At 70.6% G+C, this 23,615-nt stretch carries 25 protein-coding genes and 1 pseudogene; 13 read left to right on the plus strand and 13 right to left on the minus strand.

Features of this window, described 5'->3' with window-relative positions:
- The first annotated feature begins 130 nt into the window (after positions 1-130).
- The gene (locus ACWCQS_RS11475; protein ID WP_451004214.1) at positions 131-928 is read left to right on the plus strand and encodes an HAD family acid phosphatase; all 798 of its coding nucleotides are present in this window, start codon (positions 131-133) and stop codon (positions 926-928) included.
- A 123-nt stretch (positions 929-1,051) separates the two neighbouring features.
- On the opposite strand, the gene ACWCQS_RS11480 is transcribed toward ACWCQS_RS11475, so the two are convergent.
- Positions 1,052-1,372 carry a hypothetical protein gene (locus tag ACWCQS_RS11480; protein ID WP_451004215.1) on the minus strand — a complete coding sequence of 107 codons (321 nt, stop codon included), beginning with the start codon at positions 1,370-1,372 and terminating at the stop codon, positions 1,052-1,054.
- Between the two features lie 233 nt (positions 1,373-1,605).
- Between ACWCQS_RS11480 and ACWCQS_RS11485 the strand changes: the two genes are divergently transcribed.
- Complete coding sequence (locus ACWCQS_RS11485; RefSeq protein ID WP_451004216.1) at positions 1,606-3,003, plus strand: NCS2 family permease; 1,398 nt, start codon at positions 1,606-1,608, stop codon at positions 3,001-3,003.
- A gap of 22 nt (positions 3,004-3,025) precedes the next feature.
- Here ACWCQS_RS11485 and ACWCQS_RS11490 read toward each other — a convergent pair whose 3' ends face one another.
- From ACWCQS_RS11490 to ACWCQS_RS11515, 6 genes are all read right to left on the minus strand, one after another.
- A complete protein-coding gene (locus ACWCQS_RS11490; protein WP_451004217.1) occupies positions 3,026-4,480 on the minus strand; it encodes a peptidoglycan D,D-transpeptidase FtsI family protein in 1,455 nt (484 codons plus the stop codon).
- Positions 4,481-4,534: 54 nt separating this feature from the next.
- Entirely contained in the window at positions 4,535-5,194 is a 660-nt protein-coding gene (locus ACWCQS_RS11495; protein ID WP_451004218.1) for a response regulator, read from the minus strand.
- 17 nt (positions 5,195-5,211) lie between these two features.
- Positions 5,212-6,453: a sensor histidine kinase gene (locus ACWCQS_RS11500; protein ID WP_451004219.1), complete on the minus strand. Its 1,242-nt coding sequence runs from the start codon at positions 6,451-6,453 to the stop codon at positions 5,212-5,214.
- Positions 6,450-7,388: a hypothetical protein gene (locus ACWCQS_RS11505; protein ID WP_451004220.1), complete on the minus strand. Its 939-nt coding sequence runs from the start codon at positions 7,386-7,388 to the stop codon at positions 6,450-6,452. Before ACWCQS_RS11505 ends, ACWCQS_RS11500 begins: the two co-directional genes overlap by 4 nt.
- A 78-nt stretch (positions 7,389-7,466) precedes the next feature.
- Entirely contained in the window at positions 7,467-7,937 is a 471-nt protein-coding gene (locus tag ACWCQS_RS11510; protein WP_451004221.1) for a GNAT family N-acetyltransferase, read from the minus strand.
- 50 nt (positions 7,938-7,987) lie between these two features.
- A complete protein-coding gene (locus ACWCQS_RS11515; RefSeq protein WP_365722126.1) occupies positions 7,988-8,758 on the minus strand; it encodes an IclR family transcriptional regulator in 771 nt (256 codons plus the stop codon).
- A 131-nt stretch (positions 8,759-8,889) separates the two neighbouring features.
- Between ACWCQS_RS11515 and ACWCQS_RS11520 the strand changes: the two genes are divergently transcribed.
- The 5 genes from ACWCQS_RS11520 (at position 8,890) to ACWCQS_RS11540 (ending at position 13,747) form a co-directional block, all read left to right on the plus strand.
- Positions 8,890-10,419: an aldehyde dehydrogenase (NADP(+)) gene (locus tag ACWCQS_RS11520; protein ID WP_451004222.1), complete on the plus strand. Its 1,530-nt coding sequence runs from the start codon at positions 8,890-8,892 to the stop codon at positions 10,417-10,419.
- Between the two features lie 192 nt (positions 10,420-10,611).
- Positions 10,612-11,220, plus strand: coding sequence for a DUF1349 domain-containing protein (locus ACWCQS_RS11525; RefSeq protein ID WP_451004223.1), 609 nt, complete (start codon positions 10,612-10,614; stop codon positions 11,218-11,220).
- Positions 11,221-11,282: 62 nt separating this feature from the next.
- Positions 11,283-11,786 (plus strand): N-acetyltransferase family protein, encoded by a 504-nt coding sequence (locus tag ACWCQS_RS11530; protein WP_451004224.1) that lies wholly within the window; start codon positions 11,283-11,285, stop codon positions 11,784-11,786.
- Between the two features lie 75 nt (positions 11,787-11,861).
- Positions 11,862-12,590 (plus strand): DsbA family oxidoreductase, encoded by a 729-nt coding sequence (locus tag ACWCQS_RS11535; protein WP_451004225.1) that lies wholly within the window; start codon positions 11,862-11,864, stop codon positions 12,588-12,590.
- 95 nt (positions 12,591-12,685) lie between these two features.
- Positions 12,686-13,747: an aminotransferase class V-fold PLP-dependent enzyme gene (locus ACWCQS_RS11540; RefSeq protein ID WP_451004226.1), complete on the plus strand. Its 1,062-nt coding sequence runs from the start codon at positions 12,686-12,688 to the stop codon at positions 13,745-13,747.
- Between the two features lie 229 nt (positions 13,748-13,976).
- Here ACWCQS_RS11540 and thpD read toward each other — a convergent pair whose 3' ends face one another.
- The 6 genes and pseudogenes from thpD to ACWCQS_RS11570 form a co-directional block, all read right to left on the minus strand.
- The gene (thpD, locus tag ACWCQS_RS11545; protein ID WP_450984903.1) at positions 13,977-14,870 is read right to left on the minus strand and encodes an ectoine hydroxylase; all 894 of its coding nucleotides are present in this window, start codon (positions 14,868-14,870) and stop codon (positions 13,977-13,979) included.
- A 6-nt stretch (positions 14,871-14,876) separates the two neighbouring features.
- The gene (locus ACWCQS_RS11550; protein ID WP_451004227.1) at positions 14,877-15,281 is read right to left on the minus strand and encodes an ectoine synthase; all 405 of its coding nucleotides are present in this window, start codon (positions 15,279-15,281) and stop codon (positions 14,877-14,879) included.
- Positions 15,282-15,315: 34 nt separating this feature from the next.
- On the minus strand, positions 15,316-16,587 hold the full coding sequence (gene ectB / locus ACWCQS_RS11555; RefSeq protein ID WP_450984904.1) for a diaminobutyrate--2-oxoglutarate transaminase: 1,272 nt from the start codon (positions 16,585-16,587) through the stop codon (positions 15,316-15,318).
- Positions 16,588-16,600: 13 nt separating this feature from the next.
- Positions 16,601-17,119 carry a diaminobutyrate acetyltransferase gene (gene ectA / locus ACWCQS_RS11560; protein ID WP_451004228.1) on the minus strand — a complete coding sequence of 173 codons (519 nt, stop codon included), beginning with the start codon at positions 17,117-17,119 and terminating at the stop codon, positions 16,601-16,603.
- Positions 17,120-17,374: 255 nt separating this feature from the next.
- Positions 17,375-17,851 carry a DinB family protein gene (locus ACWCQS_RS11565; protein WP_451004229.1) on the minus strand — a complete coding sequence of 159 codons (477 nt, stop codon included), beginning with the start codon at positions 17,849-17,851 and terminating at the stop codon, positions 17,375-17,377.
- A 14-nt stretch (positions 17,852-17,865) separates the two neighbouring features.
- A pseudogene (locus tag ACWCQS_RS11570) lies at positions 17,866-18,444 on the minus strand (aminotransferase class V-fold PLP-dependent enzyme); the annotation flags it as partial.
- 121 nt (positions 18,445-18,565) lie between these two features.
- On the opposite strand from ACWCQS_RS11570, the gene ACWCQS_RS11575 reads away from it, so the two are divergent.
- The 6 genes from ACWCQS_RS11575 to ACWCQS_RS11600 all read left to right on the plus strand — a co-directional run bounded on the left by ACWCQS_RS11575 (position 18,566) and on the right by ACWCQS_RS11600 (position 23,615).
- Complete coding sequence (locus tag ACWCQS_RS11575; RefSeq protein WP_451004230.1) at positions 18,566-19,411, plus strand: basic amino acid ABC transporter substrate-binding protein; 846 nt, start codon at positions 18,566-18,568, stop codon at positions 19,409-19,411.
- Positions 19,408-20,241: an amino acid ABC transporter permease gene (locus ACWCQS_RS11580; RefSeq protein ID WP_451004231.1), complete on the plus strand. Its 834-nt coding sequence runs from the start codon at positions 19,408-19,410 to the stop codon at positions 20,239-20,241. Before ACWCQS_RS11575 ends, ACWCQS_RS11580 begins: the two co-directional genes overlap by 4 nt.
- Complete coding sequence (locus ACWCQS_RS11585) at positions 20,238-21,032, plus strand: amino acid ABC transporter ATP-binding protein (RefSeq protein WP_451004232.1); 795 nt, start codon at positions 20,238-20,240, stop codon at positions 21,030-21,032. The genes ACWCQS_RS11580 and ACWCQS_RS11585 overlap by 4 nt, the downstream gene beginning before the upstream one ends.
- 18 nt (positions 21,033-21,050) lie before the next feature.
- A complete protein-coding gene (locus ACWCQS_RS11590) occupies positions 21,051-22,142 on the plus strand; it encodes an amidohydrolase family protein (protein ID WP_451004233.1) in 1,092 nt (363 codons plus the stop codon).
- A 168-nt stretch (positions 22,143-22,310) separates the two neighbouring features.
- Positions 22,311-23,213 carry an SCO1860 family LAETG-anchored protein gene (locus ACWCQS_RS11595; protein WP_451004234.1) on the plus strand — a complete coding sequence of 301 codons (903 nt, stop codon included), beginning with the start codon at positions 22,311-22,313 and terminating at the stop codon, positions 23,211-23,213.
- A 198-nt stretch (positions 23,214-23,411) separates the two neighbouring features.
- On the plus strand, positions 23,412-23,615 hold the full coding sequence (locus ACWCQS_RS11600; RefSeq protein ID WP_451004235.1) for an MmyB family transcriptional regulator: 204 nt from the start codon (positions 23,412-23,414) through the stop codon (positions 23,613-23,615).

The following is a 23,615-nucleotide window of genomic DNA, read 5'->3' on the forward strand; positions in this document are numbered from 1 at the left end:
ATGTCCTTCCGGCGTGTCCGCGACAATTGAACCTATCGATCGGATAACAGGCCTCGCAAGCTGGGGTGTTATGCGCGTAGACATTCTCCGACCTGGTACATCACTCTCATCCACCAGATCCGGAGAATCCATGCGGAAGTCCCACAGAGTCGTCGCCGCCGGTGCCGCCTGCGCGCTCGCCGGTGTCGCGTTGTACGGCGCGGGCGTGGCCACCGCCGGTCAGTCGACGGCGAACTCCACCCACGAGCCCTACAACATCGGGCAGTTGGTGAAGGACATCGACACCTACTACGGCACCCACGCCGACAGCAACGGCGTCTATCAGGCGTCCCCGGACAGCCCGTACGCCCAGGACCTGGCCGGCATCGACGCCGACGCCAAGCGCTACATCGACAAGGCGGCCCGCAAGGCGCGCCGCCACGGCGAGAAGCCGGCCGTCATGTTCGACATCGACGACACGCTGCTGCTCAGCCTCGACTACGAGAAGCGCTACAACTACACGTACAACCCCACCACGTGGAACGACTACGTGAACCGCGCCGACCGCCCGGCCGTCTTCGGCAGCCCCGAGCTGGTGCAGTACGCCGAGTCCAAGGGCGTCGAGGTCTTCTACAACTCCGGTCTGAGCGAGGCCCAGCGCGCCGCCGCGGTCGCGAACCTGAAGAAGGTCGGCGCCGATGTGAACCTGGACGCCGACCACATGTTCCTCAAGGACAAGGCCAACCCGCCGGCCTACCTGAGCGACTGCGCCACCCCGACCGCCTGGAACTGCACGACCGTGCAGTACAAGTCCGGGACGCGCAAGCACATCGAGGACGACCTGGGGTACGAGATCATCGCCAACTTCGGCGACCAGTACTCGGACCTCGACGGCGGCTACGCCGACCGCACGTACAAGCTGCCGAACCCGACGTACTTCGTCGGCTGAGCGTCAGCCGTACGTCCTGAGCAGCCGCTCGTACCCGGCCCCCGTCACCGGCAGCACCGTGCCGTGGCGGGGCCGGCAACCGCGACTCACGAGTCACCGCCCGAGCCGCCATGCGCGGTGAAGTCACCGGTCACCGTGTAAGCACTCCCGCCCCGCGAACACCCACTGCCCCGCGGGCACCGTGCGGCCCTCCTTGAGCCGCCACGTGTAGACGATGAGCCCGGCCCGCTCCTCGACCGTCTGCGTGAAGTCGCCTTCCGGCAGCGAGCGCCACGCGCCCGTCGAGGACACCCCGCCGGTCTGTGCGACCTTCAACACCACCGTGAGCGAGGAGAGCTGCTTCGACGTCTTCAGGGCCAGATCGCTCTGCGCCCAGAAGTCGTTGCTGTGCGGGTCCACCGAGCCGTCCGACCACAGGGGACCGTCCTGCTCGCCGTGCGCCACGGGCGGTCGCTGGGAGGCCGTCGGTGTACGGGACGGCGTGGCGCCCGGGGTGCGGGACGGGCGCGCGGTTTCCGGGCCCGGCACCGGATGGGCGGAATGTATACGGGGGGTCGGACAACGTATGGTCCACCGAACCAGATTCCGTAACACAGGGAAAACCTGAAACAGGTTGAACAGGGGAACAATCCAGCCAGCATCCGCAAGCCGATCATCAGATGACGAGGAGTGGGACCATGTCAGTGGACCGGTACTTCAGGATCTCCGAGCGGGGATCCACGCTCAGCCGGGAGATACGCGGCGGCTTCGCCACGTTCTTCACCATGGCCTACATCCTTGTCCTGAATCCGATCATCCTGGGCAGCGCCAAGGACAAGTTCGGGCACACGCTCGACACCGGCCAACTCGTCACCGCCACCGCGCTGGTGGCGTGTGTGATGACCATCGTCATGGGGGTCGGCGGCAACCTCCCGCTCGCCATCGCCGCCGGCCTCGGCCTCAACGCCGTCGTCGCCTTCCAACTGGCCCCGCTGATGAGCTGGCCGGACGCGATGGGCCTGGTGGTCCTGGAGGGCCTGATCATCTGTCTGCTGGTCCTCACCGGACTGCGGGAGGCCATCATGAACGCGATCCCGCAGCAGCTGAAGCAGGCCATCGGCGTCGGCATCGGTCTGTTCATCGCCTTCATCGGCCTCGTGGACGCCGGGTTCGTCAGCCGCATCCCGGACGCCGCGCACACCACCGTGCCCGTGCAACTGGGCGCCGTCGGACGCCTGACCGGCTGGCCCGTGCTCGTCTTCTGCCTCGGTGTGCTGCTGACCATCGCCCTGCTCGCCCGGAAGGTGAAGGGTGCGATCCTCATCAGCATCGTGACGATGACCGTCGTCGCGATCATCGTCAACGCCGTCGCCGACATCAAGAGCTGGGGCCTGACCACGCCCAAGGTCCCCGACAAGATCGTGGCCGCACCGGACTTCGGGCTCATCGGTCACTTCAGCCTGTTCGGCGGCTTCGCCAAGGCCGGCGCCCTCACCGCCGTCCTGCTGGTCTTCACCCTGATCCTGTCCGACTTCTTCGACGCCATGGGCACGATCGTCGGCATCAGCGCGGAGGCCGGACTGCTGGACGAGAAGGGGCAGGTGCCCGGCATCGGCCGGGTGCTGTTCATCGACGGCGCCGCGGCCGCCGTCGGCGGCATCGGCTCCGCCTCCTCCAACACCGCCTACATCGAGTCCGCGGCCGGCGTCGGCGAGGGCGCCCGCACCGGCCTCGCCAACCTCGTCACCGGCGGCCTGTTCGGCCTTGCTCTCTTCCTCACCCCGCTGCTCACCATCGTCCCGCTCCAGGCGGCGGCGCCCGCGCTGATCGCGGTGGGCTTCCTGATGATGACCCACGTCAAGCACATCGACTGGGACCGGTACGAGATCGCCATCCCGGCGTTCCTCACCATCGCGGCGATGCCGTTCACGTACTCCATCACCGACGGGATCGGCGCGGGCTTCGTGTCCTACGTCGTCATCAAGACGGTGCTGGGGAAGGCACGGGAGGTCAACTGGCTGTTGTGGGCCGTGTCGGCGCTGTTCCTCGTGTACTTCGCGATCGATCCGATCGAGCAGGTTCTCGGGGTGAAGTGAGGCATGCTCCTCACGGGGAGCCTCACTTCAACGCCGCCTGCATCATCGCCTTCGCCACCGGCGCCGCCAGACCGTTGCCGCTCACTTCCGACCGAGCCGCGTCCGACTGCTCCACCATCACGGCGACAGCCACTTCCTTGCCGTTGGTGTCGGACTTGGCGAAGGACGTGAACCAGGCGTACGGCGTCTTGCTGTTGTTCTCGCCGTGCTGGGCGGTGCCGGTCTTGCCGCCGACCGTGGCGCCGTCGATCAGGGCGTTCGTGCCGGTGCCGTCCTTGACCACCGTCTCCATCGCCGACTGGAGCTGCTCGGCGGTGGAGGAGCTGACGATCTGCTTGCTGTCCGCGCTGTCGTCGTAGTTCTGCAACACCTCACCGCCACTGTCGGTGATCTGCGACACCATATGCGGCGAGACCAGCTTGCCGCCGTTGGCTATGGCCGCGGACACCATGGCCATCTGCAGCGGGGTCGCGGTGACGTCGAACTGGCCGATGCCGGACAGCCCGGTCTGCGCCTGGTCCATGCCGGAGGGGTACACGCTGGTGTAGGCCCGCACCGGCACGTCCTGCTTGTCGTCGTTGAAGCCGAACTTCTCGGCCATGGACCGCACCTTGTCCTGGCCGAGCTGGACGGCCATGTGGCCGAAGACGTTGTTGCAGGAGTACTGCAGGGCGACGCGGATGGAGGCGTTCTTGCACGGCGCCGACTTGTTCTCGTTGGTCAGCGGACGCACCGTGCCGGGCAGGACGTACGGGTCGGGGCTGTCGGTCGGTTCGTCCACGTTCTTGTACAGCCCGTCCTCCAATGCGGCCGCCGCCACGACCAGCTTGAAGGTCGAGCCCGGCGGCAGCGGCTGGCGCAGCGCCCGGTTGGTGAGCGGCTTGTCCTTGTCGGCGTTGAGCTGCTTCCAGGCGGTGCCGGCCGTGTTGGCGTCGGTGAGCGAGGCGGGGTCGTACGACGGCGTGGACACCGCCGCGAGGATCTTGCCGGTCTTCGGGTCGATCGCGACCGCGCCGCCCTTCGTGTCGCCGAGCGCGCGGTAGGCCGCCTTCTGCACGTCCGGGTCGATCGTGGTGAGCACGTTGCCCGGGTCGGCGCGCTTGCCGGTGAGCGTGTCCAGCACGTTCTTCAGCCGGTTGTCCGTGCCGTTGAGCAGGTCCTTGTAGACGCCCTCCAGCTGGGTGGGGGCATAGGCCTGCGAGGCGTAGCCCGTCACCGCCGAGTAGAGCCTGCCGTCCGCGTACGTCCGCTTGTATACGAGGTCGCTCCCCTTGGTCCGGGTGGAGCCGGTGATCGCGTTTCCGGCCACGATGATGTTCCCGAGCGGCTGCGAGTACGTCCGGATCGCGTTCCGCCGGTTGTCGTTGTCGTCCGCGAGGGCCTTGCCGTCGTAGAACTGCACCCAGGTCGCCCTGACCAGCAGAGCGAGCACGAGCAGCAGCGCGAAGACGGACGCCCGCCTGATCGTCTTGTTCATCCCGCTCCGAAGACGATCGGGACGGGGCCGATCGTTCCCGTACGCTCCGTTTTCTCATCCTGTGCTCAGGAAACCGGCCTCGTACGCGGCGATCACCGCCTGGGTGCGGTCCCGGGCACCCGTCTTCGCCAGCACCGCCGCGACGTGCGACTTCACGGTGGCGGGGCCGACGTCCATGCGCCGGGCGATCTCGGCGTTGGTCAGTCCGGCGGCCAGGTGCCGCAGCACCTCGCTCTCGCGTCCGGTGAGCTTGCTCACCCACGCCGGCGGTGCGGGCGCCGTACGGGCGTGCTCGGCCGCGAGGGCCCGGACGGCCGACGGGAACAGCAGGCTGTCGGTGCGCGCGACCAGCCGTACCGCCTGCACCAGGGCGTCGGCGTCCGCCCGCTTGAGCAGGAACCCACAAGCTCCGGCGCGCAGCGCGTCGTACACGTAGGAGTCGTTCTCGAAGGTGGTGACGACCACGACCCGGGGCGGCTCGTCGAGCGTGGCGAGGATCTGCTCGGTGGCCCGGATGCCGTCGATCTCCGGCATGCGGACGTCCATGAGGACGACATCGGGCCGCAGCTCCCGGACGACGGACACGGCCTCGGCACCGGTCGCCGCCTCACCGACCACCTCCACATCGGGCTCGACGGAGAGGATGGCACGCAGGGCGGTGCGGACCATGCGCTCGTCGTCGGCGAGGACGATCCGGATCGCGGACTGGGGCATACGAGTCCTTTCAGCGGTCATGTGGCCTTCAACGGCAGCCGTACGGACAGCCGCCAGGTGTCTCCCGAGGGGCCCGCCCGCACCGTGCCGCCGAGCAGCCGCACCCGGTCGGCGATGCCGCGCAGCCCGTGGCCGCCGCCGGGGCGGGGAGCCGGGCCGGCGCCCAGCGGGTTCTCGACGGTGATCTCCAGGTGCCCGGCGGCGGTGGCGATCCGGACGGCGACCGCTGTGCCGGCGTGTTTCAGCGCGTTGCTCAGGCCCTCCTGCACGATCCGGTACGCCTCGCGGGAGACCAGCTGCGGCAGTGCGGCGGGATCCGTGCCGAGGGTGGCCGTCACGGGCTGCCCGGCGGCCCGGGTGCGGCGCAGCAGCCCGTCCAGGTCGCTCTCCAGGGTCGGCGCGGGCGCGGTGCCCGGCGCGTCCCCGTCCCGCAGCACGCCGAGTACGGCGTCGAGTTCGCCGACCGTGCGCCGGGTGGTCTCCTCGATGGCGGCGAGCGCCTGGCGGACGAACTCCGGGTCGGTGTCGAGGAGCCGGCGGGCCGCGCTCGCCTGGAGGGTGACGGCGCTCAGGGCGTGCCCGACGGAGTCGTGCAGCTCGCGCGCGAGCCGGTTGCGTACGGCGAGGTCGGCGGCGCGGGCCTCGGCGGCGGCCAGCCGGTCCTCGGGGGTGGGCCCGAGCAGCGTGGGCGCCCAGCGGGACAGCAGGGCCCCGCAGCCGGCGGCGCAGCCGGCGAGCGCGAGCAGCGTGGCCAGGCCCGCGACCGGGGAGAGCGCCAACGCCCAGGCGTGGCCGAGGACTTCGGGCAGGGCGAGCGGGGAGTGGCGCAGCCCGGCGAACAGCGGCAGGACGATCAGCACCACCGCGAAGGGCGGCACGGCCAGCGACATCCCGGCGATGATCCCGCCGAAGCCCAGGTGCAGCGTGAACCAGACGGCCGTACGGGCCCGTTCGGCGCGCGTCCGGGCCGGGCCGTGGGCGAGAGAGGCGGCGTCGACCCCGCACAGGGCCCGCACCGCGGCCGACTCCAGCGGCCGGGTCAGCGGGAACAGCGACGTGACCGCCGCGATCGGCAACCCGACGGCGAACGAGCCGAGTTGGAGCGGCAGGGACTGGAAGACATCGTCCACGCCGGTGAACGGCCCGACGATCACCGAGCCGACGAGGACGTACGGCATGGCGAGCGCGCCGCCGAGGATCAGATGGATCCAGCGCCGCCGCGCCCGCCCGCCGAGGAGCAGCCGCAACGCCCTCGTCACTGGGGCGCCTTGCCCGCCCGGTGCCTGAGGAACCGGGTGATGACGCTCGTCACGAGCAGGCCGGTGATCACCTGTCCAGCGTAGGTGAGGCCGGTCAGCGGGGTCGGCACATCGCCCGTCACCAGCACCGCCAGCGACATCCATGCGCCCCAGCAGGCCACCGCACCCGAGCCGATCCAGGCCGCCGCGAGCGGTACGGCGACGGGCAGCGCACCGCCCCGGCGGAGGGCGAGCTGCCAGGCACCGATGACGGCGGCGGCGAGGAAGAGGACGTACACGAACTCCATGGACCGGTCCCCATGGCCGTCGAGCCCGATCGCCCCGCAGCCGCGCAGCAACCGCACCGCGCCCGGGAAAAGCGCCAGCAGCGCCGCCGCCACGGCCGTCAGCCGCTGAGCCCGCCCCGCGCCCCCGGCCGGCAGCTCCCGCATCCGCCCCCGCCACAGATGCCCCCAGCGCTCGCGGGCGTACTCCGTGAACAGCGCGCCCAGCGCCAGCCCCTGCACGATGAACCCGCCGTACACCACCCCGAAGACCCAGTCGGCCAGGAACGGTTTGTCGTCGCCGTGGCCGCCTGCGCCGCCGTGCAGGACGAGTTGCAGCGGGAAGCCCACCATGATGGGCGCGAGGAGTCCCATGGCGAGCCACATGGGCACCGCGAGCAGCCAGGCGGGCACGCGCCGCCCCCACGGCCGGGTCAGCAGCAGGGCCAGGACGACGACGGCCGCGTCCATCAGCACGGTGAGACCGTTGGCGAGCGCCAGGGGCAGCCGGTGCTTCAGCAGCGGGCTGCCGTCCGGGATGCCGAGGTGGCTCCCGGCGATCCAGGCGAGCTTGAGGGACAGATAGGGCAGGCAGGCGGCAATGGCGACAAGCCGGAGCGAGCGCCGCCGGGCGGAGACGCCCGTGGGGACAGGGGCCGTTGAGATCGTCATGGCTCAACGCTCCCGCGCGATCCGGGGTGTTCACCTCCTGCGGCCCGACGATCCGTCTCCGCCGCATGGGGGAGGCGCTCAGCCCTGGAGGACGAGCACAACCTCCTCGATCTCCTTCCCGCGCCCGTTCGCGTACCCCTGGGCCCGGGCCGTCTCGCGGAAGCCGCACTTCTCCAGCACGCGCAGCGACGCCGTGTTGTCGGCCGCCGCCCGCGCGTACAGCGGCCGTTCGGGCACCTCGGCGAGCAGGGCCCGCAGCGCGGCCGTCGCCACACCCCGGCGCCAGTAGGCGCGGTCGATCCAGTACGTCACCTCGCGCTCGCCGGCCACTCCGTAGACCGCCGCGTTACCGGCCACCTCGCCGTCGGCCAGGACCGTGCGCAGCACGTGGGCGGAGTCGCGCACGCGCTGCCAGTAGGCCGCGAAGGCCTCCGGGTCGTACGGGTTCTCCGGTCCGAACGCGGCCATCCGGACGGCCTCCGGGTCGGTCATCTGCCGGTGGAACACCGGCAGGTCACTGTCCTCGACGGCCCGCAGCGCGATCTCCATGGTGCCCGAGCCTACGACGGCCCGGGCACCAAGCCCACGACCCGTGCGCCTCAGAGCCTGCGGGTCGCCAGCGTCAGCCGGTCGCGGGCGTCGAACAGCGCGTCCCTGATCATCTGCTCGTGGGCGGGGGTCAGCCGGGCCACCGGCACCGAGCAGCTGATGGCGTCCCGGGCCGGGGTGCGGTAGGGGATCGCCACGCCGAAGCAGCGCAGGCCGAGGGTGTTCTCCTCGCGGTCGACCGCGAAGCCCTGCTCGCGCACCTGGTGCAGCTCCTCGATGAGCTTCTCCCGGTCGGTGATGGTGTTCTCGGTGAGCGCGGGCAGGGTCTCCGGCAGGAGCTTGCGTACCTGTTCGTCGGTGTACGTGGCGAGGATCGCCTTGCCGAGGGAGGTGGAGTGGGCCGGCAGCCGGCGTCCGACCCGGGTGAAGGGGCGCAGATAGTGCTGGGACTGGCGGGTGGCCAGATAGACGACGTTGGTGCCGTCGAGCCGCGCCAGGTGGATGGTCTCCGTGGTGTCGTCGGAGAGCCGGTCCAGGGTCGGCCGGGCGGCGGCCACCACCTCGTCGCCGTCGATGTACGACGTGCCGACCAGCAGCGCTCGCACCCCGATGCCGTACCGCGTGCCCGTCGCGTCGGTCTCCACCCAGCCCAGCTCCACGAGCGTGCGCAGCAGCATGTACAGGCTGGACTTGGGGTAACCCACGGCCTCCTGCACGGCCGCGAGGGAGTGCATGCCGGGCTTGCCGGCGAAGTACTCGAGCAATTCAACGGTCCGCACCGCGGACTTGACCTGGGCCCCGCCTGTCTCGCCAGCCGACATCGCCCTTGACCCCTTCAATCGCCGGGAAATAGTCTCCGAGCAGCACATTCATCATCAGAGACAGTGTTCAGTATATCGAACGCGGCTGATGGGTGACCCTAGTTCTTGCGGCCTTACTGGAGGGACCCGCGGTGGCAGCAGCACCAGTCTGGAGTGTCGACCCGCGTACCGGGAAGCAGCGTGAACAGGTTGCGGTGGAGGCCACAGCACAGGAGGTGGACACGGCGGTCCGCGCGGCCCACGCCGCGCGCGGCGCCCTCGCCGACCGTGGGGTGCGCTCCGCCTTCCTGCGCTCGGCCGCCGCGGGTCTGGACGCGGCCAGGGAAGGCCTGGTCGAGACCGCCGACGCCGAGACCGCGCTCGGCCCGGTCCGGCTGACCGGCGAACTCGCCCGTACCGGCTACCAGCTGCGGGCCTTCGCTGACATCGTGGACGAGGGCGCCTTCCTCGACGTCGTCATCAACCACCCCGACGACACGGCGACCCCGCCCGTCCCGGACCTGCGCCGCTACAAGGTGCCGCTCGGCGTCGTCGCCGTCTACTCCGCCTCCAACTTCCCCTTCGCCTTCTCCGTCGCCGGCGGCGACACCGCGAGCGCGCTCGCCGCGGGCTGCCCGGTCGTGGTCAAGGCCCACCCCGACCACCCGGCTCTGTCCGAGCTGGTCGCCAAGGCGCTGCGCCGGGCCGCCGCCGAGCACGGCATCCCCGAGGGCGCCATCGGCCTGGTGCACGGCTTCGAGGCGGGCGTCGAACTGATCAAGCACCCCCTGGTCACCGCGGCCGGCTTCACCGGTTCGGTACGGGGCGGGCGCGCCCTCTTCGACACGGCCGCCGCCCGGCCCGTGCCGATCCCGTTCCACGGTGAGCTGGGCTCGCTGAACCCGGTCCTGGTGACCGAGGCCGCCGCGGCCGAGCGCGCCGAGGAGATCGGCACCGGGCTCGCCGGGTCGATGACGCTGGGGGTCGGGCAGTTCTGCGTCAAGCCCGGCCTGGTGCTCGTGCCGTCCGGCGCGGCGGGCGACGGCCTGGTCAAGGCCCTGACCGCCGCGGTGAGCAACACCGAGGCCGGCGTGCTGCTCGACCACCGGATGCGGGACAACTTCATCGCCGGGGTGGCCGAGCGCGCCCAGCTCCCCGAGGTGGACTCCCCGGTCACCCCGGGCGCGGGCGGCGAGCACACGGTCAGCGCCGGGTTCCTCACGGTGCCGGCGAGCAGGCTGGCCGAGGAGGGGGCCTACGACCGGCTGCTGGAGGAGTGCTTCGGGCCGGTCACCGTGGTGGTCCGCTACGAGGACGAGGCGGAGGCGGCGGCGGTGCTGTCCCGTCTGCCGGGCAACCTGACGGCGACGGTGCAGCTGTCCGCCGAGGAGGCGGCCGGTCAGGGGCGCGGTGCGGAGCTCCTCGCCGAGCTGACCCCGCTGGCCGGGCGCGTGGTGGTCAACGCATGGCCGACGGGGGTCGCGGTGGCGCCGGCCCAGCATCACGGCGGGCCCTACCCCGCGACGACCTCCACCTCCACCTCCGTGGGCGGTACGGCCATCGAGCGGTGGCTGCGGCCGGTCGCCTACCAGAACGCGCCGTCGGCCCTGCTGCCGGCCGAGCTGCGGGACGAGAACCCGCTGGGGCTGCCCCGGCGGTTCAACGGGGTCCTGGAGCGCTAGGCCCTGTCGTCGAACTCCCTCCCCCAGCCTTCGGCCGGGGGGACCCCCAGAGCACGCACCTACTGCATACATCAGCCGCTCCGCGGCGGGCGCGAGGCCCGCCCTCCGGGCGGACGGCGGGAGTTCGACGACAGGGCCTGGCGCGGACCCGGGCCTTCGAACCTCCGTCGGGACACCTGAGACAATCGGACCATGGACGTGGAACTCCCCGAACTCCCCTTCCTGCTGCGCACATACGGCCCCGACGGGCACTGGTCGTACGAGGACGGCGTGCTCACCGGCTGGGCCGGCCCCCGGCAGGACCGGTTCGTCACCCCCACCGGGGAAGCCCTGGACCCCGCCTCCGACGCGCCCCGGCTGCTGGGCGCGCCGGAAGGCGACTTCCAGTTGATCGCGCGGGTCACGGTCGGGTTCAACGCGTCCTTCGACGCGGGCGTGCTCTACGTCCATGTGGGCGAGCGGGCCTGGGCCAAGCTCTGCCTGGAGTACTCCACCGACGTGCCCACCGTCTGCACGGTGGTCACCCGGGGACACTCCGACGACGCCAACTCCTTCACTGTGGAAGGGAGTTCGGTGTGGCTTCGGGTCAGCAGGACCGGGCGCGCCTTCGCCTTCCACGCCTCCCGGGACGGCGCGCGCTGGACCTTCGTCCGGCTGTTCACCCTCGGCGACGAGAAGGAGACCGGTGACGCGCTGGTCGGCTTCATGACCCAGTCGCCGCTGGGGGAGGGCTGCGTGGTGACGTACGACCACCTGGAGTTCAGGAACTCCTGGCCGAGCGACCTGCGCGACGGCACCTGAACGGCCCGCTCACGTGCGGTGGGTCTCGGAACCGGGCAGCGGACGGCCGCGTCCTCAGTTGCATGATCAGCGACCGTGTGACAGGGACCCGCGTCATCCGTACCGCTCTGCCCGCCGAGGCGGAGAAGATCGCCGCGCTGCACCACCGGGCCCGCGCGACGTACTACCCGGACGGCCCCCCGGACGACGGCATCGACTGGACCGCCGCCTGGCGCGGCGCCGTCGAGCGGCCCGACGGTCATGTGCTGTGCGTGGTGGAAGAGGGAGCGATCATCGGCATCGCCTCCTTCCGCACCCCGGACGGCTCCCCCGCCGACACGGTCAAGCTGTTCCAGTTCCACGTCGACCCCGGCCGCTGGCGCTCCGGCATCGGTACGGCCCTGCACGCGGCCTGCGTGGAGGAGTGGCGGGCGGACGGCAAGCGCACGGCCGTACTCGACGTGCACGTCGACAACCGGCGCGCCCAGGCCTTCTACGCCCGCCAGGGCTGGGTCCCGGACCCGGAGAACCCGCCGGCCGAGGGCGACCACCACCTCTTCCTGCGCCTCTCCGTGCCCCGGGAATGAACCGGGCTGCTTGAACGTTCACGTACCGGCGGGAGAGAGCCTCCGCGCCCGTACGACCTGGAGAGAGCCGAAGACATGCGCGTCGAGATCTGGAGCGACATCGCCTGCCCCTGGTGCTATGTGGGCAAGGCCCGCTTCGAGAAGGCGCTCGCTGCCTTCCCGCACCGTGAGGACGTCGAGGTCGTGCACCGCTCCTTCGAGCTGGACCCGGGCCGCGCCAAGGGCGACGTCCAGCCGGTGATCACCATGCTGACCAGGAAGTACGGCATGAGCGAGGCCCAGGCCCAGGCGGGCGAGGACAACCTCGGCACCCAGGCCGCCGCCGAGGGCCTGGACTACCGCACCCGGGGCCGCGACCACGGGAACACCTTCGACATGCACCGTCTGCTGCACTTCGCCAAGGAGCAGGGCAGGCAGGACGAGCTGATCCAGATCCTGTACCGGGCGAACTTCGCCGAGGAGCGGTCCGTCTTCACCGAGGGCGACGAGCGGCTCGTCGAGCTGGCCGTGGAGTCCGGTCTCGACGCCGAGGCCGTCCGCGAGGTGCTTGCCGACCCGTCCCGCTACGCCGACGAGGTCCGTGCCGACGAGCGGGAGGCCGCCGAGCTCGGCGCGACCGGCGTGCCCTTCTTCGTCCTGGACCGGAAGTACGGCGTCTCCGGCGCCCAGCCCGCCGAGGTCTTCACCCAGGCACTCAGCCAGGCCTGGGGGGAGCGCTCCCCGCTGAAGCTGGTCGAGCAGGGAGACCGGGGGGACGGGGCAGCCTGTGGGCCGGACGGGTGCGCGGTGCCGCAGCAGGGCTGAAACCGCAGGTCGGGGCGGACGTATAAGAAGTCCTGAGGGGATCCACGAAAAAATTCGCAATGGACGGGGACTTCACGGAGCCGCAGAGTGGACCCATGAAGAACAGGGAGACGTTCGACAGCCTCGTCCGCGCCGAGTTCGCCCCGAAGAACACCTACCTGAACACCGCGAGCAGCGGCCTGCTCCCGGCCCGCACGGTCGCCGCGCTGCACGAGGCGGTGGCCATCCGGGCCGAGGGCCGGCCGCTGGATCCGCTGTTCGACGACGTCGAGGTCGCCCGGGCCGCGTTCGCCCGGCTGGCCGGAGTGCCGGTCACCCGGGTGGCGGCGGGCCCCTCGGTCTCCGCCCAGACCGGCCTGATCGCCGCCTCGCTGCCCGCGGGCGCCGAAGTGCTCACCGCCGAGGACGACTTCACCTCCGTGCTGAACCCGTTCCACGCGCGCGGCGACCTCAAGGTGCGCGCGGTGCCGCTGGAACGGCTCGCCGAGTCGGTCCGCCCGGGCACCGCCCTGGTCGCGGTCAGCGCCGCCCAGTCCGCCGACGGCCGGATCGCCGACCTGCCCGCCCTGCGCGAGGCCGCCCGGGCGCACGGTGCGCGCACCTACGTCGACTTCTCCCAGGCCGCCGGCTGGCTGCCGATGGATGCCGACGCCCACGACTTCACCGTCGCGACGACCTTCAAGTGGCTGCTGGGCCCGCACGGGGCGGCCTTCCTCGTCGTCCCCGAGGACTTCGGCGGGCTGTCCCCGCTGCTGGCGGGCTGGGTCGCGGCCGAGGAACCGTGGAGCAGCTGCTACGGCCCGGTGACCGAACTCGCCCACTCCGCACGGCGGTTCGACGTCAGCCCGGCCCTGTTCACCTACACCGGGGTGGCGCGGTCGCTGGCCCTGATCGAGGAGCTGGGCGTGGCCGCCGTACAGGCGCACGACCTGGCGCTGGCCGACCGGTTCCGCACCGGACTCGCCTCGCTCGGCCACGAACCGCTGCCCGCCCCGGGGTCGGCCATCGTCTCCGTGCCCGGACTGGGCGCGCGCCAGCCGGAGTTGAGCCGCGCGGGCATCGAGGTCTCCAACCGCGCCGGCAGTCTGCGGGCGTCCTTCCACCTCTACAACACGGAAGCGGACGTGGACCGCCTGCTGGACGTGCTGTCCGGCTGACGGCATGACCGGGCCGGAGCCCCCCGTCCCACACGAGGAGGCCCCGGCCCGGAGCCGTACGTCCGGCGACTGCTTCACCGGCGTGAAGTCCCGCGCCCCGATGCTGCATTCTCCAGGGGACAACCCCCCGACCCCCGCCCGATCTCCGCTCACCGGACGGGAGTGAAATCCCTTGCTCCGATGCTGCATTCTCCGGGGGACAACCCCCGGACCCCCGGCCGATCTCCGCTCACCGGACGGGAGTGAAATCCCTTGCTCCGATGAACGTGGGCCGCCGTACCGGAGCCGCGAACGGCTCGACGGCCGCGTTGTCCACGCTGTTGAACACGATGAACACGTTGCTGCGCGGGAACGGGGTGATGTTGTCGCCCGAACCGTGCATGCAGTTGCAGTCGAACCAGGTCGCCGAGCCGGCCTTGCCGGTGAACAGCCGGATGCCGTGCTCGCCGGCCAGCGCGGTCAGCGCCTCGTCCGAGGGCGTGCCCGCGTCCTGCATCTGCAGCGACTTCTTGTAGTTGTCCTCGGGCGTGGCGCCGGCGCAGCCCAGGAACGTCCGGTGCGAGCCCGGCATGATCATCAGGCCGCCGTTGGTGTCGAAGTTCTCGGTCAGGGCGATCGAGACGGACACCGTGCGCATGTTCGGCAGCCCGTCCTCGGCGTGCCAGGTCTCGAAGTCCGAGTGCCAGTAGAAGCCGCTTGCGCCGAAGCCGGGCTTGACGTTGATCCGGGACTGGTGGACGTACACGTCCGAGCCGAGGATCTGCCGGGCGCGCCCGACCACGCGCGGGTCGCGCACCAGGTTCGCGAACACCTCGCTGATCCTGTGCACCTCGAAGACCGAGCGGATCTCCTTGGACTTCGGCTCCACGATGGAGCGCTCGTCGGCGCGGATCGCCGGGTCGGTGACCAGCCGGTCCAGCTCGCGCTTGTAGACCTCGACCTCGTCCGGGGTGATCAGCTGGTCGATGGCGAGGAAGCCGTCACGCTCGTACCCCTGCAGCTCGGCTGCGGCGATCGGGCCGGGGGTGTCCGGGGAGCCCCAGACGACCGGGTCCTGACGCGGGACGGTCACCTCGGTGGCGCCACGGGTCGGGTAGAGATCCTTCACGGGGGCAGTGGTCATGGGTTCTCACACCTCCTCGGGCTCGGTGAGCAGCGGGTAGACACCGTTCTCGTCGTGGTCCTCCCGTCCGGTCACCGGCGGATTGAACACGCAGATGCAGTGGAAGTCCTCCTTGACGCGCAGCGTGTGCCGCTCGTGCCCGTCGAGGAGGTACATGGTGCCGGGCGTGATGGTGTACGTCGTCCCGGCCTCGTGGTCGGTGAGTTCGGCCTCGCCCTGGGTGCAGACGACGGCCTCGATGTGGTTGGCGTACCACATCGACGTCTCGGTGCCGGCGTACAGAATGGTCTCGTGCAGGGAGAAGCCGACCCGCTCCTTGGCGAGGACGATCCGCTTGCTCTCCCAGGTGCCGGACTTCGACCTGACGTGCCGGTCGGTGCCTTCGATGTCCTTGAACGATCGGACGATCACGGTGGTGTTCTCTCTCGGTTGATCAGAGGGTGGGTCAGACGGTCTCGCGGACGGCGCGGGCCAGGATGCTCAGCCCCTCGTCCAGTTCGTCGGGGGTGATGGTGAGGGCGGGCAGCAGCTTGACGACCTCGCCCTCCGGGCCGGACGTCTCGATGAGCAGCCCGAGCTCGAAGGCCCGCCGCGCGATCCGCGAGGCCCGGTCCTTGTCGTGGAACTCCATGCCCCACACCAGCCCGCGCCCGCGGTACTCCTTCACATCGGCGAGGTTCTCCTCGGTGATGGCGATCAGTGCCTGCTCGACCTGCTCGCCACGGGCGCGGGTCTGCTTCTCCATGGCCGAGCCGTCGGTCCAGTACGCCTCCAGCGCCGCGGTGGCGGTGACGAAAGCGGGGTTGTTGCCCCGGAAGGTGCCGTTGTGCTCGCCCGGCTCCCAGACGTCCAGCTCGGGCTTGAACAGGCACAGCGACATCGGCAGCCCGTAGCCGCTGATGGACTTGGAGACGGTGACGATGTCGGGCGTGATGCCCGCCTCCTCGAACGAGAAGAAGGCACCAGTCCGCCCGCACCCCATCTGGATGTCGTCGACGATCAGCAGCATGTCCTGCCGCTCGCACAACTCCTTCAGCGCGCGCAGCCATTCGGGCCGGGCCACGTTGATGCCGCCCTCGCCCTGCACGGTCTCCACGATCACCGCGGCGGGCTTGTTGAGCCCGGAGCCCTGGTCCTCCAGCAGCCGCTCGAACCACAGGAAGTCCGGGACCGTGCCGTCGAAGTAGTTGTCGAACGGCATCGGCGTGCCGTGCACCAGCGGAATGCCCGCGCCGGCCCGCTTGAAGGCGTTGCCGGTCACCGCGAGCGAGCCCAGCGACATCCCGTGGAAGGCGTTGGTGAACGACACGATCGCCTCGCGCGACTTCACCTTGCGGGCCAGCTTCAGCGCCGACTCCACGGCGTTGGTGCCGGTCGGCCCCGGGAACATGACCTTGTACGGCAGATCGCGCGGGCGCAGCACCAGATCCTGGAAGGTCTGCAGGAAGGACCGCTTGGCCGTGGTCGACATGTCCAGTCCGTGGGTCACCCCGTCCCGGGACAGATAGTCGATCAACGCCCGTTTGAGCACGGGGTTGTTGTGGCCGTAGTTGAGTGAGCCGGCACCGGCGAAGAAGTCGAGGTAGGCATGACCGTCCTCGTCGAACATCCGGCTGCCCTGCGCGCGGTCGAAGACCGTGGGCCAGCCGCGGCAGTAGCTGCGCACCTCGGACTCGAGTGTCTCGAAGACGCTGAGGTCGGGCTGGGTGATGGTCACGGTGAATCGCTCCTCAGTGGGCGGTGATGTCGGTCAACGGGCCGATGCGGTAGAGGACTTCGGGGTCGTGCGGGCCGTCCGGGAAGAGCTCGGCGGGGAACAGCACCGCACGCTCCAGGCGCGCGCCGTGCCGGGCGGCGAACGAGGTGAACAGCCGCTCGGAGGCGGTGTTGCCCGGGGTGATGGTGGTCTCCACCTCGGTGACGCCGTGCTCGGCGACCAGGCGCGCGGTCAGCCCGTCCAGCAGTGCGGCCGCGATGCCGAGGCCCCGGTGGCCGGGGTCGACGGCCACCTGCCAGACGAGCAGGGTGCGGGGGCGCTCCGGCCGCACATAGCCGGTGACGAAACCGACCGGTTCCCCGTCCGCACCGCGCGCCACCGCCGAGGTGCCGGCGAAGTCCCGGCACCACAGCAGATAGCTGTACGACGAGTTCAGGTCGAGGGTTTTCGAGTCCTTGGCGAGACGCCAGAGCGCGGCTCCGTCAGTCACCGCCGGCTGGTCGATGAGCAGGTCTGCGGGTGCGGCAGTCATGCGGCACGAATTTAGCGAGGTGAATTAGGAAATGCACGGCCGAGGTTGCTGTGCCGCAGAGAGGGCATGGTGAAATGCCGGAATTGCCCCGCATCAAATCGGGACAAAGTTACCACATTGTGGAGTGCGTCACACGATGGAAACCGTCAAAAAATCGCCAGGAAACTTCCCTGTTTAGTCTTGCAAAAAGCGGGCAGAAGAAGACGGGAAGCTGCCACCCGGAAAAGTGGCGGGAATTGTGAAACTAAATTGAATTCAGGCTCCGGTGACCCCGTCGATTCGTTCACGCAGAATGTCGGCATGCCCGTTGTGCCGGGCGTACTCCTCGATGAGGTGGATCAGCACCCAGCGCACACTGACCTCGACGCCCGGCATCGGCTCGTCGACGATCCGCCCGGTGTCCGCCAGGTCCCACTCGGCGAGCAGCTCCCAGCCGCGCGCGATCTCCCGCCGCCACACGCCCAGGGCCGCCTCCAGCCCACGCCCCGGAGCGAGGGCGTACCCCGTCTCCTCCTCGAACACCGGCGGCACGTCCAGCCCGGCCAGCACCCGCTGGAACCAGTTCCGTTCGACTTCGGCGAGGTGCTGCACGAGCCCGAGCAGCGTCAACGACGAAGGCTCGGCGGAGGCCTGCCGCACCTGCGCGTCGTCCAGCCCCCGGCACTTCAGCTCCAGCGTGGCCCGGTGAAAGTCCAGCCAGCCCTCCAGCATGGCGCGCTCGGACCCGGTCATCGGGGGGACGGGCCGGCCCGCTCGCTCACCGAGATCGCCGACATACCCGCCGGACCGCCCATGGCCTTCTGCGCACCGATCACACACAGGTCCACACCCCACGCGTCCGGCAGCACCGGCTCCGTGCCCACGGAGGCGACCGCGTCCAGGTAGAACAGCGCACCCTGCTCCCGTACCGCCTCGCCGATCTCCGCGACCGGGTTGGTGCTCCCGGTCGCCGCCTCCGCGTGTACCAGCGACACGAAGTCGATCTCCGGGTGCGCGGCGAACGCCTCCCGGATCCGGTCTGCGGTGACCGCCGTGTGGAAGGGAACGGAGAGGTCGTACACCGTCGCACCCGCGTCCCGCAGCCAGTTCCCGAAGGTCTGCCCGTAGGGGCCCGTGATCACGTTCAGCGCCACCGTGCCCGGACCGGCCGCCGCGCGGATCGCACCCTCCAGCGGCAGCAGCGCCTCGCCCTGGGTGATCGGCACGTCCTGCCGGGTGTCCAGCAGCCGGGCGGCCCCGTCCTCGATCGCGGCGAAGCGCTCGGCGGTCAGCGGAGGCAGGTCGAGGAAGGGGGGCGGTGGTTCTCTCTTCGTTCTCGGCGTCAACGTGGGGGACAACTCCACCGATCTTAGGTCCAACGACCCCCTGACCATCGGTTTGGTTTGAGAGACTCAAACTCTTCCTTATAATCGGAACCCACAGTTCCCCCACAGAGAAGATTCCCCCATGAAATCGCTCCTCGGACGCCGGACCCGCCTCCTGGCTGCCACCACCGCGACCGCCGGGCTGGTCCTCGTCGTGGCCGGCTGCTCCTCGAGCGGGGGGAGCGGCGGTGCCACCGTCAAGGGCGTCCACGTCGTCAAGGCCGGTCAGCTGACCACCTGCACCCACCTGCCGTACCCGCCGTTCCAGTCGGAGATCAACGGCAAGGTGCAGGGCTTCGACGTCTCCCTCATCGACCTCGTCGCCAAGAACCTCGGCGTCAAGCAGCAGATCGTCGACACGCCGTTCGAGAACTTCAAGACCGGCGCCTTCCTGAACTCCGGCCAGTGCGACCTGGCCGCCGCCGGCATGACGATCACGCCCGAGCGCAAGAAGAACGTCGACTTCTCCGACCCGTACTTCGAGGCCACCCAGGCCGTGCTCGTCGCCAAGAACAGCGGCATCACCTCGCTCGCCGACGTCAAGGCCAAGGGCAAGAAGCTCGGGGCCCAGGCGCAGACCACCGGCGAGGACTACGTCAAGGGCAAGGGCTACGACCCGATCTCCTTCGAGTCCTCCGACGCGGTCCTCAACGGCCTGCGCACCGGCCAGGTCCAGGCCGTCGTCATCGACTACCCGGTCGTCCAGGGCTGGCTGAAGGACAAGGCCAACGCGGACAAGTTCAAGGTCGTCGACAACCTCAAGACCGGCGAGCAGTACGGCTTCACGGTCAAGAAGGGCAACACGGCGCTGCGCGAGGCCATCAACAAGGCCCTGAAGGACGCCAAGGCCGACGGCACCTACAAGAAGCTCTACGAGCAGTGGATCGGCCCGTACAGCGCCTCCGTGGCCTCTCCCGCCGCCTCATGACCGACGCGGACGTACAACTCCAGCCGAAGAAGCAGGGGCTGACGCGACGCCAGAAGCGCCGGCTGTCGCGCGGCATCCAGTACGCCGTCTTCGTCGCCGCCGTGATCGCCATCGCGGTCACGGCGGACTGGGGCCGGCTGCAGAACCAGTTCGCGCAGGGCGGCATCGCGAAGCAGATGTGGCCGGACGTCATCACGCTGGCGCTGAAGAACACCGTCCTGTACACGGTGTCCGGCTTCGTCCTCGGACTGGTGCTCGGCCTGGTCATCGCGCTGATGCGGCTGTCCTCCGTGGGGCCGTACCGCTGGGTGGCCGGCATCTACATCGAGATCTTCCGCGGCTTGCCCGCCCTGCTGATCTTCGTCTTCATCGCGGTGGCCGTCCCGCTGGCCTTCCCGGGCACGGAGATCCCCGGCGGCACCTACGGCAAGGGCGCGCTCGGCCTCGGACTCATCGGTGCCGCCTACATGGCGGAGACGTTCCGCGCCGGCATCCAGGCGGTGCCCAAGGGGCAGATGGAGGCGGCGCGTTCGCTGGGCTTCTCGCCCGCGAAGGCCATGATCTCCATCATCATCCCGCAGGCGTTCCGGATCATCCTCCCGCCGCTCACCAACGAGCTGATCATGCTCTTCAAGGACTCCTCCCTGGTGCTGCTGCTGGGCGTGACCCTGGAGGAGCGCGAACTGTCCAAGTACGGCCGGGACCTGGCGAGCACCACCGCCAACTCCACGCCGATCCTGGTCGCGGGCCTGTGCTATCTGCTGGTCACCATCCCGCTCGGCTTCGTCGCCCGCCGTCTGGAGGCCAAGGCCCAGAAGGAGATCAAGTGACCCGCCCCGAGATCCGCGTCCAGGACCTGCACAAGTCCTTCGGCGACAATCACGTCCTGCGCGGCGTCGACCTGGAGATCGGCCGGGGCGAGGTCGTCTGCGTCATCGGCCCCTCCGGCTCCGGCAAGTCGACCCTCCTGCGCTGTGTGAACCTGCTGGAGGAGCCCACCAAGGGCCAGGTCTTCGTCGGCGGCATCGAACTCACCGACCCGGACGTCGACATCGACGCCGTACGCCGCCGCATCGGCATGGTCTTCCAGCAGTTCAACCTCTTCCCGCACCTCAGCGTCACCGAGAACCTCACGCTGCCCCAGCGCAGGGTCCTCAGGCGGGACAAGGCGACGGCCGCGAAGATCGCCGCCGAGAACCTCGCCCGGGTCGGCCTGGCCGAGAAGGCGGAGGCCTACCCCTCCTCCCTCTCCGGCGGCCAGCAGCAGCGCGTGGCGATCGCCCGGGCGCTGGCGATGGGCCCGGAGGTCATGCTCTTCGACGAGCCGACGTCCGCCCTCGACCCGGAACTGGTCGGCGACGTCCTCGCCGTCATGCGCATGCTCGCCCGCGAGGGCATGACGATGATGGTCGTCACCCACGAGATGAGCTTCGCCCGCGAGGTCGCCGACCGGGTCGTCTTCATGGACGGCGGCGTGATCGTCGAGGACGGCACCCCCGACCAGGTCATCGGCGACCCGCAGCACGAACGCACCCGCCACTTCCTGTCCCGGCTCCTGGACCCGGCGATGGCAGAGGTCGAGGAGGAGACCTCCGACCAGGTGGGTGAGGACCAGCCGTAGGTCGTTAAGGTGCAGAGCATGAGCGATGGCGCGGTGCTGCACGTGAAGGGGCGGGTGCTCGTCGGACCCGAGGACGTCCGCGACGAGCTGTGGGTGGTCGGGGGCCGGGTGACCTACGACCGCCCCGCCGGGGCCCGGGACGTCCGTACCGTCGAGGGCTGGGCGCTGCCAGGCCTGGCCGACGCGCACTGCCATGTGGGCCTCGGCCCGGACGGCCCGGTCGACGCGGGCACTGCCGAGAAGCAGGCGCTCACCGACCGCGATGCCGGCACCCTGCTGATCCGGGACGCCGGTTCGCCGTCCGACACACGCTGGATCGACGACCGCGAGGACCTGCCGAAGATCAAACGGGCCGGCCGGCACATCGCCCGCACCCGTCGCTACATCCGCAACTACGCGTGGGAGATCGAGCCGGACGACCTGGTCGCCTACGTCGCCCAGGAGGCCGAGCGCGGCGACGGCTGGGTGAAGCTGGTCGGCGACTGGCTCGACCGCGACCTCGGCGACCTCGCCCCCTGCTGGCCGCGCGAGGCGATCGAGGCGGCCATCGCCGAGGCACACCGGCTCGGCGCCCGCGTCACCGCGCACTGCTTCGCGGAGAGCTCCCTGCGCGACCTGGTCGAGGCGGGCATCGACTGCGTCGAGCACGCCACCGGTCTCACGGACGACCTGATCCCGCTCTTCGCCGAGCGGGAGGTCGCGATCGTCCCCACCCTCGTGAACATCGCCACGTTCCCGCGGCTCGCGGACGGCGGCGAGAAGAAGTTCCCGCGCTGGTCGGCACACATGCGCCGGCTGCACGAGCGCCGCTACGACACCGTCCGCAACGCCTACGACGCCGGGATCCAGGTCTACGCCGGCACGGACGCCGGCGGCTCGCTGGCCCACGGACTGGTCGCCGCGGAGGTGGCGGAACTCGTCACCGCAGGCATCCCCGCGGTGGACGCCGTCTCGGCGGCGTGCTGGGGCGCCCGCGCCTTTCTCGCCGCCCCGAACCTCGTGGAGGGCGCACCGGCCGACCTCGTGGTGTACGAGGCCGACCCGCGCGCGGACGTACGGGTGCTGGCGGCGCCGCGCCGGGTGGTGCTGAACGGGATCGTGATCGAGTAGGCGCGCAGGGGCGCAAGGGACCGTCGGGAACACCTGTGCCCGCTGATTCGAATCGACGTGCGGCAAATCCACGTTTGGGTGAAGTGACCCAGGATTGCTGACCGTTCACCCACAGTGCGTACAAGGTTGACGGGTCCCAAGCATGTTCCCACTGGGGGTCCCACCGACTTGAACAGCAACAACTTCCGCATGCCCGCACGCCGACTCGCCGCCGCGGCGACGGTCACCGCCCTCGCGGCGGCGCCCGCGGTCCTCGGCGCGGGCGCCGCGCACGCGACCGGTGACCACGGACGCGCCTCCGCCGTCGTCCTGCGCACCGGGCTCGACGTGTCCCTGCTCAACAAGACCGTCGACGTGCCGCTCGCCGTCTCCCTCAACGAGGTCCAGGCACCGCAGAGCGCCGACCGGACCGCGCTGTCCGCCCGGCTCGACGGCGTGGCCGAGGGCAGGCCGTTCGCGGTCCTCGGCGCGGACGTCGCCTCGGCGAAGGCCACCGTGACCGCCCGGCACGCCGAGGGCTCGGTCCGGCTCGTCGACGCCAAGCTGCACGTCCCCGGCCTGCCCCTGCTGTCCCTGATCGAGGTCGGCACGGTCACCGCCAGGGCGACCTGCGAGGCGGGCAGGGCGCCCGTCGCCGACGCGAACGTCCTCGGCTCCGTCACCGTCCTCGGCAAGCGCGTCACCCTCACCGCCGGCGGCCCGAGCGAGGTCAAGGTGCCCGGCGTCGGCGAGGTCCGCCTCGACCTCGCCCAGCGGCGCACCACGACCCGCACGGCCGCCGCCACCGCCCTCGAACTCAAGGTCTCCGTCAACCCCTTGAAGCTGAACGTGGCCGACGTCGAGGGCACGGTCACCCTGGCGAAGGCCACCTGCGAGTCCCCGACGGTCCCGCCGAGCGGGCACCCGGTGCCGAGCCACGACCCTGCCGCCGACGTGAAGCCCCAGGGAGCCCGACAGGACCTCGCGGAGACCGGCGGCAGCTCCGCGACCCCGTACATCGCGGGCGGCGCGCTGGCGCTGGTGCTGCTCGGCGGGGGAGCGGTGACGGTGGCCCGGCGCCGCAAGGGCTGAGCCACCTGCCCGTGCCGCTCCCCGCTCGGCCGTGCGGCGGGGGGCTCGGCCGTCACGCCGGGTAGGGAGCGGCCTCCCGGCCCGAGCGGAGCGTGGCCGCCCACCAGGCCAGCTGGTCGAGCAGGGTCTTGGCGTAGCCCGGGGCCTGCTCGTCCAGCGGGCGGGCGGACGTCCCGGCTCGGCGGGGCCGGACGCCGCATGAACCGCCATGCGGTGCCGCGCCGCGGGGTGCTCCGCCTGAACCATCCGACAGGACCGGAGCTCCGCCTCACCCGCGAAACCCTGGATGCCCCGGCGGACGCCCAGCAACTCGTGGTGTTCCTGCCGGCGGACGAGGAGACGGCCGAGGCCCTCACCGGACTCCGCGCACATCCGAGGCGCAGGCTCAGGGCGATCTCGTGA

The organism is Streptomyces sp. NPDC002076, from assembly GCF_053593835.1.